Raw genomic sequence first — 14,502 nt, 5'->3', positions numbered from 1 at the left:
ATACCAACGGCCTCGAGCGCTGACTCGGGCAGGATTCCCATCGGCGTAAAAATCTGGATCACTGCCATCGACGGATGGAGGCTTCGATGGCAGTTGAGATCACGCGGAAGGCCATGTCTGCTGGCGCGCTTCGGGCCGCGGCGACACGAACGAAGGATGCGAAGGCGGCCCGGCGGATGCTGGCGATCGCTCTGGTTCTGGAAGGCGCAGATCGCACGACCGCGGCAGAGACCTGCGGGATGGACCGGCAAACCCTGCGCGACTGGGTGCATCGCTACAATGCCGAGGGGATCGACGGTCTGTCGAACCGCTACTCTGCGGGCCCAACGCCTCTCTTGAACGCCGAGCAGAAGGCGGAGCTTGCACAGATGGTGCGTGACGGGCCCGACCTCGCGACTGATGGGGTGGTCCGCTGGCGGCGCATCGACCTCAAGCGCAAGATCGAGGAGCGCTTCGGCGTTGTCATGCACGAGCGGACGGTCGGCAAACAGCTGGCGGCCCTCGGTTTCCGCCGTCTCTCGGTGCGACCCCAGCACCCGAAATCCGATCCGGTGGCGCAGGAGGTATTCAAAAAAACTTCGCCGCGACAGTAGAGGACGCCCTGCCAGAGGCCACGCGCGGCAAGCCCTTGGAGATCTGGTTTCAAGATGAAGCAAGGGTGGGACAGCAAGGAACGCTCACCCGAACCTGGGCGGAGCGTGGAACCCGCCCCCGCGCACCGCGCGACACCCGCTACGAATGGGCCTACATCTTCGGTGCGGTCTGCCCGGCGCGGGCGGCAACCGCGGCGCTGGTCATGCCCCGCGCCGATACCTCGGCCATGAACGCCCATCTCATCGAAATCTCAAAGACCGTCGCCCCAGGCGCTCATGCCGTGCTGGTGATGGACGGCGCTGGCTGGCATGGATCCACGGCGCTGCACATCCCGGACAACATTACCATCGTGACGCTTCCGCCCTACGCGCCCGAATTGAACCCGGTCGAGAACATCTGGGCCTATCTCCGGGCCAACCGCCTCGCCATCTCGGTCTTTGACACTTACGACGACATAGTCGACCGATGCTGCGACGCATGGAACTTCTTCGCGAACGATCCCGAACGAGTCCGATCAATCACAGCGCGCGACTATGCAAAAGCGGTCAGCGCTTAGGGCCGTTGGTATAAGACGTGCTGGCGGTGCGGCTCAGCCCTGTGAGGGGCGGGCCGACCGCGCGGCCAGCGCCGCGCCCAGCCCGAACAGCGCCGCCAGAATCCACAAATGCCGGATCGCGGTCGCCAGCTCTGGCCCGGTGGCCCCCATGCTGGCCAGCCGGGTATAGGCGTCGATCATCGGCACGGCGGGAATGGCCGCGGCGATTGCTTGCAGCGCCGGGGGGATCGCCTCGATCGGCCATGAAAACCCCGACAGGAAGAACAGCGGCAGGCCCATCGCCAGCAGCACGGGCTGGATCACCTCGGTCCGTTTCAGCAGCGCGGCGATCAGCTGCGCCATCAGCCCCGTGGCCAGCACAAAGGGCAGGCCAAGCGCCGCCAGCAGCCGCAGATCGCCCAGCCATGGCAGGCCATAGGCGCGCGGCAGCGCCACGAGGAACAGCGGCAGCAGCGCCGCATAGATCACCAGCCACGCCAGCACGCGCCCGGCCAGTTGCCGCGCGACCGGTGCAGGCGAGGGGCGGCGGCGCACCGCCACCAGCGCCAGCCCCATCGCCATGGTCTGATGCAGGATCAGCACGAAGGCAGCGGGCAAGACATAGGTCGCGTAACCACCCGAAGGGTTGAACAGCGGCACCTCGACCAGTTGCGCGGGGCTGGCCAGCGCCGTGGCGGTTTCGGCGTCGAGTTGCTGGCCCGCCATCAGACGCCCGGCGGCGATGGTCGCGCCCATCTGCCGGACGGGAATGGCCATGCCGGACAGCACCTTTTGGTAAACAAGGAAATAGCTGGCATCGCCATAGACGGCGATGGGGCTGGGCCGGCCCGACAGCAGGTCACGCTCGAACCCCTGCGGGATCAGCACGATGCCATAGGCGTCGCGCGACTGCACCGCGCGTTCGGCGGCGGCCATGTCGGTCAGCCGGGCGGTCAGCGTCACGCTTTCGCTGGCGTCGATCCGGCGCAGCAGGTCACGCGCGCTTTCGCCGCCATCCAGATCGACGGCCACGACCGGCACGACGCGCAGCAATTCGGGCCGGTACGGCGCGGGATAGATCAGCCCATAGATCGCCAGCGCCAGCACCACGATCATCAGCACCTGACGATCACGGAAGATGCCGGCCATCTCGGCCCGGAAGGCGCGGATCATGGCGCACCCCCGTCCAGCGCGCGGCGCTGCATCAGCGCCAGCCGCACTAGCACCAGCACGGCCAGCCCGGCGGTGATCGCCAGCAGCGCCAGCAGCGGCGTCAGCGACAGGTCGCGCGGCGTGGCGCGCAGGGTCTGGTCGATGCGCAATTGCAGATACCATGTGCCGGGCAGCAGATCGCTCCACCACCGGGCCAGCGCGGGCATCGCCTCGCGCGGGAAGCCGATCCCCATATAGCCAAAGGCCGGGGCCAGCATCATCGCAACCCCGCTGATGGCCAGCCCGAAATCGCGCATCAGCAGATAGGCCAGCCCGCCGATCAGCGCCGCCGCGATGACGAACAGCACCGCGCCAATCAGCAGCAGCGCCACCGACCCGCGCAGCGGCACCTCCAGCACGCCGAACAGCACCAGATCGGCCAGCCCGATCACCACCAGAAAGATCAGCGTATAAGGGATCAGTTTGCCCAGCATCGCGGGCAGCACACCCCCCGCCTGACGCGACAGGGCAAGCATCGGCGGCGCGCCGCCGGTGGCCGGGCGGGCGAAATCCAGCGCCAGCGCATAGGTGACGGCGGCGGCGGCCATGATCTGCACCACCGCGGGCACCACCGCCGACAGCAGAAAATCGATATAGCTGAAGGCCGGGTTGAACAGCGGGTGGATCTGCATGGGCACCGGCTGGACCAACGCGGCAACGCCGGTCGTGTCCATCCCCTGTCCCCGCAGCATCCCCATCTGCGCGCCCCCGATAAAGCTGTTGATCGCGCCCCGCGCGCCCCGCGCGGCGATGGCCCCGGCGGTCATGTGCTGATTGTCATAGAACAGCACGATTTCCGGGCGGCGGCGATCCAGCAAGTCACGCTCGAACCCTTGCGCGATCAGAACCGCCCCGCGCGCCCGCCCGGCGCGGATATCGTCGCTGGCCTCTGACAGGCTCAGCGCCGGGTGGGTGGTCAGTTCGGGCGTTGCCTCCAGCATCCGCGACAGCGAGCGGCTGGTCTCGGTCCGGTCCAGATCGACGACGGCAAAGGGCAGGTCGGTCGGGATACCGCGCAGAAACACCGCCGCCAGCACCGCCAGCAGCAGCAGGGGCAGGATCAGCGTCAGCCAGATCAGCGCCGGATGCCCGGCGATCAGCGACAGCTCGCGCCGTGCGACATGGGCGATGCCGCGCATGGGTTCACAGCCCGTCCGGCAGCAGAGCCGACATGCCGGGGCGCAGGCCCTCGACCGGGGCGTCGGGGGTCGCGCGCAGCTCGAAACTGCGCAGGTCGAAATCGCCGGTCGCCCGCGTCGCCCGCCAGCTTGCGAAATCGCCCTGCACGTTCAGCAGGGTGACGGTGGCGGCCACATCGCGATCCAGCGCCGGGACGCGCACGGTCAGATTGTCGCCGACCTCGACACCATGCAGCAGGTCTTCGCGAATGTTGAAGGTGAACCACGCATCCGCCGGCTGCACGAGCGTAAACAGCGGCGCGCCGGGGCCGATATTTTCGCCCATCTCGATCATGCGGCCGGTGATCTGGCCATCCATCGGGGCATAGACCTGCAAATCATCCAGATTGGCCTGTTGCTGGGCCAGCGCGGCGCGCGCCTGTTCGGCCTGTGCCTTGGCCGCCGCGCGCTGTTCGGGCGTGGCACCCGCGCGCACCAGATCAAGCTGCGCCTGCGCGGCATCGACCTGTCGTTCGGCGGCTTCGAGGTTGCGGGTGCCCTGTTCCACCGCCGCCTGCGACCGCACGCCGCGCGATTCCAGCTGCATATTGCGGGCCTGCGAATCGCGGGCCAGCGCCAGATCGGCCTGCGCCGCGGCCAGCTGCGCCTCGGCGGCGCGGACGTTTTCGGGGCGGATGACAGCGACGGCGGCGGCGTTGCTGTCGGCGGCGGCCAGCGCGGCCTCGGCCTGACCATAGGCGGTCAGAAGCTGGGGGTTCTCCAGCCGCACCAGCAATTGCCCCTGCGTTGCGCTATCGCCGGTATCCGCCCCGATTTCAGCCACGCGCCCCGAAATTCGGGCACTGACATCGACGCGCGGCGCGGCGACCTCGCCCTGAATGACCACCGGGCCGGGGCGGGTCAGCGCCCAGATCGCCACGGCCACCGCCGCGACGATGACCAGCAGCACGGCATAGGCCAGCCGCGCCTTGCGCGGGGCAGTGGTGGGGGGAATGTCCGTCATCGCAATACCCCCTAGCTATACGTGTAAAAGCCTGCACCCGAGGCGACGCCAAGCTTGCCCTTGTCCAGAAAGTCGCGCTTCAGAAGCCGCGCAAATTCCTGCGCCTTGGGGCCGCCCGCGGACGAAATATGCCAGGCCGTGTTGAGGCCCACGATATCATAAATCTGGAAGGGGCCAAGCGGCGCGCCCGTGGCGATGCGCCAGACTTTGTCCACATCCTGCGGGGCGGTCACGCCATCGACCAGCAGCGCAGCGGCGGCTTGCAAAAACGGCACCAGCAGCGAATTCAGCACATAGCCGGGCTGCTCTTTCTCCAGCACGATCGGCACCATGCCGATGGCTTTGGCAAAGGCCTGAACCTCATCGCGCACGGCCGGATCGGTGCCGGGATGGCCCATGATCTCGGCAATGTTGTGGCGCCAGATATGGTTGGCGAAATGCAGCGCCAGAAAGCAGTCGGGCTGGGCGGTCGCACCAGCCAGTTCCGAGGGCAGCAGCGTCGATGAATTGGTGGCAAGGATTGCGCCGTCTTTCATCAGCGGGGCAAGCCGCGCATAAAGATCGCGCTTGATCTGCGGGTTTTCGGGCACCGCTTCGATGACCAGATCGGCATTGGCCACAGCCTGCGCCAGATCGGTGGTCAGCGACAGCCGCGCGCGCGCGGGCGGCGGCGATGTCATCGTGCCCAGCTTCAGATCGGCCTGCATCTGCGCGGCGATCGCATCCAGCGCCTCGCGCGCCTTGGCCAGCGCCTCATCCGAGATATCCTGCGCGATCACATCGAACCCATGCCGCGCGGTTTGCAACGCAATCTGGATGCCCAAAACCCCCGCGCCAATGACTGTAACTGTTCTGATCGCCATGGCGGCCTCCTGAATAAATTTCGTTCGCCATTCAGATATCACTTGAAACGCCAAATCAAGGGGCCACCTCTGCCGCAGGGCACATATTGCCCGCGTTGGACAGGAGGCCGTCATGGCACCGAAAAACCGTCCCTTCCCGCACAGCCTGCCAATGTCGCATGAACCCGATGCGACGGCGGGTTTCTGGCGCAATGACGCCACCAACACGCTGCCGCCGCCCGACATGACCGGCACCTATCAGCGCCACCGTCCGCTGGCACCCGAAGGCATCGCCAAGCGCCGCGCCACCATCATCGGCGGCGGTATCGCCGGGCTGGCGGCGGCCTTTTACCTGATCCGCGACGGCCAGATGCCGGGCGAGAACATCGCCGTGATCGAGGGGCTGTCGGTTCCCGGCGGCTCGATGGACGGGGCCGGGAACGCGCAGGACGGCTATATCGTGCGCGGCGGGCGCGAGATGAACTGGAACTATGACAACCTGTGGGACATGTTTCAGGACATCCCCGCCGTCGAGATGCCCGAGGGCCATTCGGTGCTGGACGAATATCGCGCGCTGAACGACTCCGATGCGAACGTCTCGAAGGCGCGGCTGATGCACAAACAGGGCCAGATCCGCGATTTTTCCACGCTGGGCCTGACCAAGCCGCAACAATGGGAGTTGGTCCGCCTGCTGCTGGCCCGCAAGGAGGATCTGGACGATCTGACCATCACCGACTGGTTCTCGCCCGGTTTCCTGCAAAGCAATTTCTGGTTCTTCTGGCGGTCGATGTTCGCCTTCAAGAACTGTCACAGCCTGCTGGAAATGAAGCTGTATATGCACCGTTTCCTTGACGCGCTGGACGGGCTGAACGACATGTCGGCGCTGGTTTTCCCGCGGTATAACCAATACGAGACCTTCATCCTGCCGCTGGTCAACTGGCTGAAGTCGCGCGGCGTGACGTTCCGCTATGACACCCGCGTCACCGATCTGGAGATGACCGAGCGTGGCGGCCAGCGCATCGTCACCGCGATCCATGCCGAAATTGACGGCACGGCGCAGGTAATCCCGGCCGGCGAGGGTGATCTGGTCTTTGCGCTGCCGGGGTCGATGACCGAAGGCACGGCTTACGGCGACATGGACACGGTGCCGGTGCTGGCGCGCGGCAATGCCGAGCCGGGGCCGGACAGCGATTGGTTGCTGTGGGAGAACCTGGCCGCGAAATCGCCGGTCTTTGGCAAGCCGCAGAAATTCTACGGCGATGTGAAGCGATCCATCTGGGAATCGGTGACGCTGACCTGCAAGCCCTCGCCCCTGACCGAGAAAATCGCCGAATTGTCGGTCAACGACCCCTATTCGGGCCGCACCGCGACCGGCGGCGTCATCACCTTTACCGATTCCGGTTGGGTGATGAGCGTGACCGCCAACCGCCAGCCGCATTTCCGGGACCAGCCCGATGATGTGCTGGTGCTGTGGGCCTACGGGCTGGACATGGACGGCGTGGGCGATCTGACCGGCAAAAAGATGGCCGACTGCACCGGGCGCGAGAATCTGGCCGAGTTGTGCCACCATCTGGGCCTGTCCAACCGCTTTGACGAAATCGCGGCGGCGACCAAGGTGCGGCTGGCGCTGATGCCCTATATCACCGCCGAATTCATGCCGCGCGCGGCGGGCGACCGGCCGCATGTCGTGCCCGAAGGCTGCACCAACCTTGCCCTGCTGGGGCAGTTCGTCGAAACCGCCAACGACGTCGTGTTCACCATGGAAAGCAGCGTGCGCACCGCCCGGATCGGGGTCTATAGTCTGCTGAACCTGCCCAAGCAGGTGCCGGATATCGCGCCGACGCAATACGACATCCGCAACCTGCTGAAGGCCGCGCGGGCGATCAATAACGGCGAACCTTTCCCCGGAGAGCGGATGCTGCACAGGCTCTTGGACAAGACCTATTTTGCCCATATCCTGCCGCCGCTGCCCGAGGATGAGCCGGGCACGATGCGCCGCATCGAGGAAGAGCTGGGCGGACTGTTCGGCAAGGGCGAACGCGCGGTGCAGTCGCTGATCGGCCAGATCGCCGGGCTGCGCGACAAGCTGTCTGCCGGTCGCGACATGAAAGAAGGATGACCCGATGGCCGCACCGAAACGCCTGACCCGGCAACAGGCCCAGCAGGAAACGCGCGCGCGTCTGATCGACGCGGCGCTGAACCTGATCGCCGAGGCGGGGGTCGGTGCGGCCTCGATCCGGGGGATCTGTGAACGCGCCGGGTTCAGTCAGGGCGCGTTCTATTCGAACTTTGCCAGCAAGGACGACCTGTTGCTGGCGCTGGTTGCCACCCACATGACCCGCATCGCCCGCGATCTGGTCGATCTGGTGCAGGCGACCGAGGGCATGGGTCTGGACGACAGCCTGAACCGTCTGGGTGCGCGGCTGGGGGAATTGTCGCGCAACCCGGTGCTGTCGCGGCTGATTATCGAGATGAATCTGCACGCACAGCGCGACACGGATTTTGCCGCGCAGTTTGCCGAGGTTACGGCCAGCTATCGGCGGGAATTCACCGCCATCACGCAGACGCTGATCGCGCGCCACCAGCTGACGACGCGCCAACCGCCGCCACAGATCGCCGAAACGATGCTGGCGCTGTGGTTCGGCGAGATCGTCCAGAACCGCGAAGCCGGGACGGCCAGCGTTGCCGATCTGCAAATGGCCTATTTCCGGGCGGTGACACATGGTTAGGGGGCCAAATCTGCGGCCATGGATGTGGCGGGTCGGTTCAGGGCCGCAACAACCCGCGCAACCATTGGCTTGCGGGGTCGGTATGCTGATCGGCGTGCCAGTAAAGATGCAGTTTGACCGGGCTTAGCGCGGCGGGCGGATCAGTCAGAACCAGCGCCCGGCCCGGTTGCAGACGCGCGGCGATGCGACGTGGAATCGTGGCCAGCAGGTCGGAGCCCTCGGCCACGGTCATCGCGGTGCCATAGCTTTGACAGCGCAGCCGCACCCGGCGGCTGATTCCAAGGGCCAGCAACGACACATCCTCGATCACCGCGCCATCGTGACGCGTGGACACGGCGATATGATCCGCCGCAGCGTAGGCGGCAAAGGTGGGGGCGGCGGCAAAGGTGTGGCCGGCGCGGCTGACGACGCAGAAATCATCGCTGAACAATGGCGCATGGCGCAGCGTCTCGGGCACCGGGTGCGGCACATCGACGGCCAGATCAATGCTGCGCGCGGCCAGCGATTTCGCCATCATCGCCCGTGCCACGCGCACCGAATGCACCGTCACCCCCGGTGCCGCACCCGCCAGCCGCGACATCAGCACCGGCAGCAGGATCGTCTCGGTCGCCTCGGGCAGGGCGATGCGAAAGCTGCTCTGGCTGGCTTGCGGATCAAAGGCGCCCCAGCGGTTAATCAGCGCATCCAGCCGCGTCATCTGATCCAGCAATTCCGGGGCCATGCGGGCGCAGGCCGCCGTCGGCTGCATCCGGTGGCCCTGTCGCTGGAACAGAGGCTCGCCGAAATGATCGCGCAGCCGCCGCATCGCGTGGCTGACGGCCGATGGCGTCAGCGACAACGCATCGGCCGCGCGGGTCAGGTGGCGTTCCTGCCAGACCATCGCAAAGACGCGCAGCAGGTTCAGGTCCAGCCTGTCATGCCGTGAATGAATTTTTTTCATCGGGATGGTTTAATATTCATCATTTGTATTCATTCCCATGCCAGGGCAGTTTTGTCGAGGGCCGGCAGGGTGGGGGCTGGCCCACACATAGAACGGGGAGGGTTCACAAATGATTGACAGGGAAACGCGCGCATGACCGCCGCACCGATCTGGGCGGTCAGCTATCCGCAGGGGGTGTCGCCCGACCTGACGCTGGGCGAGGATGAAACCTTTCTCAGCGCGGTCGAGGACAGCATGGAGCGCTATGCCGACCGCGTGGCCGTGCGCTGTCTGGGCACGGACATGACCTATGCCCGGCTTGACGCGGAATCGCGCGCGATGGCGACGGGGTTGCAGGCGCTGGGGCTGGCACCGGGCGCGCGGGTGGCGCTGATGATGCCGTCGCTGCCGCAATATCTGGTGGCGCTGATCGGGGTCTTGCGCGCCGGCTTTGTCGCCACCAGCGTAAACCCGCTTTATCCCCCGCGCGAGTTGCATCACCAACTGGTCGACAGCGGTGCCGAGGCGATCATCCTGCTGGAACAATTCGCGGCAGGCTTTGAATCGATCCGGGCCGGGACGCCGGTGCGCCATGTCATCCTGACTCGGTCGGGGATGTGTTCGGGGGGCTGAAAGGCGCGGTTGCGGATTTCAAGCTGCGCCACATCGACAAGGCGGTTCCGCCCTATCGCCTGCCCGGTTCCTTGCGGCTGAAGGCGCTGCTGGCGCGGGGCAAATCCGAGCCATGGCAGCGCCCTGACCCTGCGCCCGGCGATACCGCGGTTCTGCAATATACCGGTGGCACGACCGGGATCGTCAAGGCGGCGATGCTTTCGCAGCGCAATGTGCTGGCCGCAATGCGGATGTCGCAGGCCTGGCTGACCCCGGCGCTGGAGGCCGCGCCAAAAGTCGCCGCCCCGGTCGGCATCATGCCGCTGCCGCTGCATCACGTCTATACGCTCTATACGACGGCGATGCTGCTGGCGAAGGGCGGCTGTTCAGTGCAGGTGCCGAACCCGCGCGATCTGGGATCGCTGATCGCGGCGATGAAGGCGCAGCCGTTTGACCTGATGACCGGGTTGAACACGCTGTATGCCGGGCTGATGGCGCATCCCGATATCGGCAGCGTTGACTGGTCGTCGGCACGCACCTTTATCGCCGGCGGCACCTCGACCCACCGTCACACCGCCGAGGCGTGGCACAAGCTGACCGGCCATTGGATCGCCGAGGGTTGGGGCATGTCGGAAACCTGCGGCGCGGGCACCTGCAACCCGTTTCCGGTGCCGGGCTTCAATGCCTCGATCGGGCTGCCGTTGCCCTCAGCCATCATCGAGATCCGCGATGAAGACGGCACCGCGCTGCCAACCGATATGCCCGGCGAAATCTGGATCAAAAGCGAAAGCGTGATGAAGGGTTACTGGAACAAGCCCGAAGAAGACCCGTTTGACGACCGTGGATTCATGGCGACCGGCGACATTGCCACCATGGATGCGCAAGGTTTCGTGCATATCGTGGATCGCAAGAAGGACATGATCCTCGTGTCCGGCTTCAACGTCTATCCCAACGAGATCGAAGACGTGCTGTCCGACCTGCCCGGTGTGCTGGAGGCCGCCGCCATCGGCATCCCCAGCGACAGGACGGGCGAGGCCGTGCGCGTGGCCGTGGTGCGCACCGATCCTGATCTGACCGAACAGCAGGTGCGCGATCACTGCGCGCAGCACCTGACAAATTACAAACGCCCCGCCGAAGTGATCTTTGTCGATGAATTGCCAAAGACCCCGGTGGGCAAGATCCTGCGCCGCAAACTGCGCGACGCCTGACGCCAAGGAGACCCAAGATGGATTTTGCGCCAAGCCCAAAGGGGCAAGAGATGCTGGACATGCTGCGCGATTTTATGGCGCGGCATGTGATCCCGCGCGAACAGGACTATCTGGCCGAAATCCGCCGCCTTTGCCCCGGCGCGGACTGGACGCAATGGCAGGTCAGCCCGTTGATGCAGGGCTGGAAGGCGCAGGCCAAAGCCGCCGGGCTGTGGAACCTGTTCCTGCCGGACCAAGATCACGGTGCCGGGCTGGGCTTGCAGGATTATGCCCGTCTGGCCGAGGAAATGGGACGCATCCCCTTTGCCGCCGAAATTTTCAACTGCAACGCCCCCGACACCGGCAATATGGAGGTGCTGCATCATTTCGGCAGCGACGCACAGAAAGATCGCTGGCTGACGCCCTTGCTGGCGGGGGATATCCGCTCTGTCTTTTGCATGACAGAACCCGAGGTCGCGTCATCCGACGCAACCACGATGCAGGCGACCATCACCGAGGAAGGCGATGATCTGATCCTGAACGGGCGCAAATGGTGGTCCACCGGGATCGGCCACCCGAATGCGCGGATCGCGATTTTCATGGGCCTGTCAAACCCCGAGGCCGCCCGCCATGCGCAGCATTCCATGGTGCTGGTGCCGCTGGACACGCCCGGCGTGACCATCGACCGGATGCTGCCGACCTTTGGTGAATACGATCCGCCGCTGGGTCATGGCGAGGTGACATTCACCGATGTGCGCGTGCCGCGTGACAACCTGATCCTGGGGCTGGGCCGCGGGTTCGAGATCGCGCAGGGCCGTCTGGGGCCGGGGCGCATCCATCACTGCATGCGCGCCATCGGGGCGGCCGAACGGGCGCTGGAGCTGATGATCCGGCGCGGCAATACGCGCGAGGCGTTCAGGCGCAAGCTCATTGATCTGGGCGCCAACCGCGATCACGTCGCCCGCGCCCGCATCGCCATCGACCAGGCGCGGCTGCTGACGCTTTATGCCGCGTGGAAGATCGACACGCAGGGCGTGCGCGCCGCCATGACCGAGATTTCCGCGATCAAGGTCGTCGCGCCCTCGATGCTGCAAGAGGTCGTGGACCGCGCCATGCAAATCCATGGCGGCATGGGCCTGACCCATGATGTGCCGCTGTCCGAGCTGTTCATCGTCGCCCGCGCGCTGCGCTATGCCGATGGCCCGGACGAGGTGCATCTGGCGCAGGTCGCAAGGCGCGAGCTGAAAAAATATGCGGATAACCGGGCATGAACGGGGATTTTCTGGACCGCGCCGCACCGATGCGCGATGACGAGGCCCTGCCGCTGGACCGGCTGGTCCCATGGATCGCCGATCATCTGGGCGTGACCGGCCAGCCGCAGGTGACGCAGTTCACCGGCGGCGCATCGAACTGGACCTATCGGCTGGTCTACCCGGATTCCGATCTGATCCTGCGCCGCCCGCCCGCCGGGACGCGGGCGAAATCGGCGCACGACATGGGCCGCGAATACCGGCTGCAAAAGGCGCTGAAGCCGCATTTCCCGCTGGTCCCCGAAACGCGTGCCTATTGTCAGGATGAATCGGTGATCGGCGCCGACTTTTACCTGCTGGACCGGATCGAGGGCATCATCCCGCGCAAGAACCTGCCGCGCGGCATGACCCTGCCCCCCGATCATGTGCGCCAGCTTTGCGAAAACGTGGTGGACGTGCTGATCGCGCTGCACCGCGTCGACATTGAGGCGGCGGGGCTGACCGATCTGGGCGCGGGCACCGGCTATGCGCGCCGTCAGATCGACGGCTGGTCGCGGCGTTACACCGATGCGCGCACATGGAACGTGCCGCGCGCGCGGGGGATCATGCGCTGGCTGGACAAGAACCTGCCCGCCGAGGGGCCGCTGTGCCTGACGCATAATGATTTCCGGTTCGACAACGTGGTGCTGGCCCCTGACGACCCGACCCGCGTCATCGGCGTGCTGGATTGGGAACTGGCCACCATTGGCGATCCGCTGATGGATCTGGGCAACCTGCTGGCCTATTGGGTCGAGGCCGGCGACGACCGCATCGGGCGGGCCACGCGGCGCCAGCCGACAACGCTGCCGGGCATGATGACCCGCGCCGAGGTGATCGACTATTACTGCACCGCCACCGGGCGCGACCCGCGCGAGATGAGCTATTATCAGGTTTACGGGCTGTTCCGGCTGTCGGCCATCGCGCAGCAGATTTATTATCGCTATCATAGGGGCCAGACCCGCAACAAGGCGTTCCGCAATTTCTGGGCCATCGTGCATTACCTGCACTGGCGCTGTCGGCGGCTGATGCGGCAGGCGCGCTGATGGGGCGGTTGCATCTGGTCCGGCACGGGCAGGCGTCGTTCGGGGCGGATGACTATGACGTTCTCAGCGATCTGGGCGCGCGTCAGGCGGCGCGGGCGGGCGCGGTGCTGCCCCGGGATGCGCGCGCCTTCAGCGGCACCCTGCGCCGGCATCTGGACAGCGCGACGGCGGCGGGTTTCGCCGTGGCACAGGCGGACCCGGCATGGAACGAATTCGACTATCTGGACGTCATCGGCGTGGCGCATCCCGGTCTTGGCAGCATGGCCGCGCTGCGCACCCATCTGGCGCACGAACCCGCGCCTCTGCGCGCGTTTCAGGCGCTGTATGAAGACGCCGTCGCGCGCTGGATGGAGGGTGGTGCGGGACCGTATCGCGAACCCCGCCGCGATTTTGTCGCCCGCGTGCAGGGCACGCTGGACCGTGCGGCGGGCGATGGCGATGCGGTGGTGTTCACCTCGGGCGGGGTGATTTCGGCCATCGTCGCGGGGCTGCTGGAGCTGACGCCCATGGCGGCGCGGCGCATCGACCGGGTGCTGGTCAATGCCGGGATCACCACGCTTGCCACCGGGCGGCGCGGCCCGCAATTGCTGGCGCTGAACGCCCAGACTCATTTGCAGGAGGACGGCTTTGTCACATACCGTTAAGGACGAAATCACCCTGATTACCGGTGCCAGTTCCGGCCTTGGTGCCGGCATGGCGCGCGAGATTGCGGCGCGCGGCGGTCATCTGGCGCTGTGCGCGCGCCGGGTTGACCAGTTGCAGGCGCTGAAGGCCGATATCACCGCTGCTCATCCCGCCTGCCGGGTCGAAATCGCCGCACTGGATGTGACCGATGCCGCCGCCGTAGCCGCCACCTTCGCAGATTTCCGCGCCCGGATGGGGCGGCTGGACCGTGTCATCATCAACGCCGGGATCGGGCGCGGCGTGCCGGTCGGCAAGGGAGGCTGGGCCGAAAACCGCGCCACGCTGGAGACCAACCTGATTGCCGCCTTCGCGCAGGCCGAAGCCGCGATGGCCGCCTTCCGCGATCAAAACAAGGGACATCTCGTCGTCATGTCCTCGATGAGCGCGATCCGGGGCATGCGCGGCGCAATGACCGCCTATGCGACCTCGAAGGCCGCCGTCGCCGCCATGGCCGAGGGGCTGCGCGCCGAATGCCTGCGCAAGCCGGGCATCGACGTAACCACGATCTATGCGGGCTATATCCGCACCGAGTTGAATGCCCATATTCCGGCCTCGAAAACCCCGTGGATCATCGGTGCCGACAAGGGCGCAAGGCTGCTGGTCGATGCCATCGCCCGCCGTCCCGCCACCGCCTATGTGCCGCGCTGGCCCTGGGCACCGCTGGGCGCGCTGATGCGCGTGCTGCCGCTGTCGCTGGTCAGCAAGATCACATGA

At 66.1% G+C, this 14,502-nt stretch carries 14 protein-coding genes; 9 read left to right on the top strand and 5 right to left on the bottom strand.

The genetic code is table 11. The features are described 5' to 3' along the window. Positions 1-86: 86 nt before the first annotated feature. A protein-coding gene (locus BM075_RS23020; RefSeq protein ID WP_093362974.1) for an IS630 family transposase occupies positions 87-1,150 on the top strand; the annotation gives its coding sequence in 2 pieces (ribosomal slippage) (positions 87-567 and positions 567-1,150; 1,065 coding nt in all). 33 nt (positions 1,151-1,183) lie between these two features. Here the strand turns inward: BM075_RS23020 and BM075_RS23015 are convergent. From BM075_RS23015 to BM075_RS23000, 4 genes are read right to left on the bottom strand one after another with little or no spacing between them, the layout of a single operon-like run. Continuing rightward, the gene (locus BM075_RS23015) at positions 1,184-2,302 is read right to left on the bottom strand and encodes an ABC transporter permease (protein ID WP_177208461.1); all 1,119 of its coding nucleotides are present in this window, start codon (positions 2,300-2,302) and stop codon (positions 1,184-1,186) included. Continuing rightward, positions 2,299-3,480 carry an ABC transporter permease gene (locus BM075_RS23010; protein WP_093362973.1) on the bottom strand — a complete coding sequence of 394 codons (1,182 nt, stop codon included), beginning with the start codon at positions 3,478-3,480 and terminating at the stop codon, positions 2,299-2,301. The genes BM075_RS23015 and BM075_RS23010 overlap by 4 nt, the downstream gene beginning before the upstream one ends. A 4-nt stretch (positions 3,481-3,484) precedes the next feature. Beyond that, a complete protein-coding gene (locus tag BM075_RS23005; RefSeq protein ID WP_093362972.1) occupies positions 3,485-4,483 on the bottom strand; it encodes an HlyD family secretion protein in 999 nt (332 codons plus the stop codon). A gap of 11 nt (positions 4,484-4,494) precedes the next feature. Further along, positions 4,495-5,400, bottom strand: a complete 906-nt coding sequence (locus BM075_RS23000; RefSeq protein ID WP_245758960.1) for a 3-hydroxyacyl-CoA dehydrogenase — start codon at positions 5,398-5,400, stop codon at positions 4,495-4,497. A gap of 58 nt (positions 5,401-5,458) precedes the next feature. On the opposite strand from BM075_RS23000, the gene BM075_RS22995 reads away from it, so the two are divergent. Further along, entirely contained in the window at positions 5,459-7,444 is a 1,986-nt protein-coding gene (locus tag BM075_RS22995; RefSeq protein WP_093362970.1) for an oleate hydratase, read from the top strand. A 4-nt stretch (positions 7,445-7,448) separates the two neighbouring features. Further along, the gene (locus BM075_RS22990) at positions 7,449-8,054 is read left to right on the top strand and encodes a TetR/AcrR family transcriptional regulator (protein WP_093362969.1); all 606 of its coding nucleotides are present in this window, start codon (positions 7,449-7,451) and stop codon (positions 8,052-8,054) included. A gap of 37 nt (positions 8,055-8,091) precedes the next feature. Here BM075_RS22990 and BM075_RS22985 read toward each other — a convergent pair whose 3' ends face one another. Beyond that, positions 8,092-8,994, bottom strand: coding sequence for a LysR family transcriptional regulator (locus tag BM075_RS22985; protein WP_093362968.1), 903 nt, complete (start codon positions 8,992-8,994; stop codon positions 8,092-8,094). A gap of 132 nt (positions 8,995-9,126) precedes the next feature. On the opposite strand from BM075_RS22985, the gene BM075_RS22980 reads away from it, so the two are divergent. The 6 genes from BM075_RS22980 to BM075_RS22955 all read left to right on the top strand — a co-directional run bounded on the left by BM075_RS22980 (position 9,127) and on the right by BM075_RS22955 (position 14,502). Further along, positions 9,127-9,606, top strand: coding sequence for an AMP-binding protein (locus BM075_RS22980; RefSeq protein ID WP_093362967.1), 480 nt, complete (start codon positions 9,127-9,129; stop codon positions 9,604-9,606). 71 nt (positions 9,607-9,677) lie between these two features. Next, the gene (locus BM075_RS22975; protein ID WP_143089936.1) at positions 9,678-10,793 is read left to right on the top strand and encodes an AMP-binding protein; all 1,116 of its coding nucleotides are present in this window, start codon (positions 9,678-9,680) and stop codon (positions 10,791-10,793) included. Between the two features lie 17 nt (positions 10,794-10,810). Then, the gene (locus BM075_RS22970; protein WP_093362965.1) at positions 10,811-12,043 is read left to right on the top strand and encodes an acyl-CoA dehydrogenase family protein; all 1,233 of its coding nucleotides are present in this window, start codon (positions 10,811-10,813) and stop codon (positions 12,041-12,043) included. Further along, positions 12,040-13,104 carry a phosphotransferase family protein gene (locus BM075_RS22965; RefSeq protein ID WP_093362964.1) on the top strand — a complete coding sequence of 355 codons (1,065 nt, stop codon included), beginning with the start codon at positions 12,040-12,042 and terminating at the stop codon, positions 13,102-13,104. The genes BM075_RS22970 and BM075_RS22965 overlap by 4 nt, the downstream gene beginning before the upstream one ends. After that, positions 13,104-13,748 carry a histidine phosphatase family protein gene (locus BM075_RS22960; protein WP_093362963.1) on the top strand — a complete coding sequence of 215 codons (645 nt, stop codon included), beginning with the start codon at positions 13,104-13,106 and terminating at the stop codon, positions 13,746-13,748. Before BM075_RS22965 ends, BM075_RS22960 begins: the two co-directional genes overlap by 1 nt. Continuing rightward, on the top strand, positions 13,732-14,502 hold the full coding sequence (locus BM075_RS22955; protein WP_218152902.1) for an SDR family oxidoreductase: 771 nt from the start codon (positions 13,732-13,734) through the stop codon (positions 14,500-14,502). Before BM075_RS22960 ends, BM075_RS22955 begins: the two co-directional genes overlap by 17 nt.

Origin of the sequence: Tropicimonas isoalkanivorans, from assembly GCF_900112335.1 — a bacterium.
Classification (GTDB): domain Bacteria; phylum Pseudomonadota; class Alphaproteobacteria; order Rhodobacterales; family Rhodobacteraceae; genus Tropicimonas; species Tropicimonas isoalkanivorans.
The sequence above is the reverse complement of the archived record's forward strand: the minus strand, read 5'-3'. Positions and strand labels throughout refer to the sequence as shown.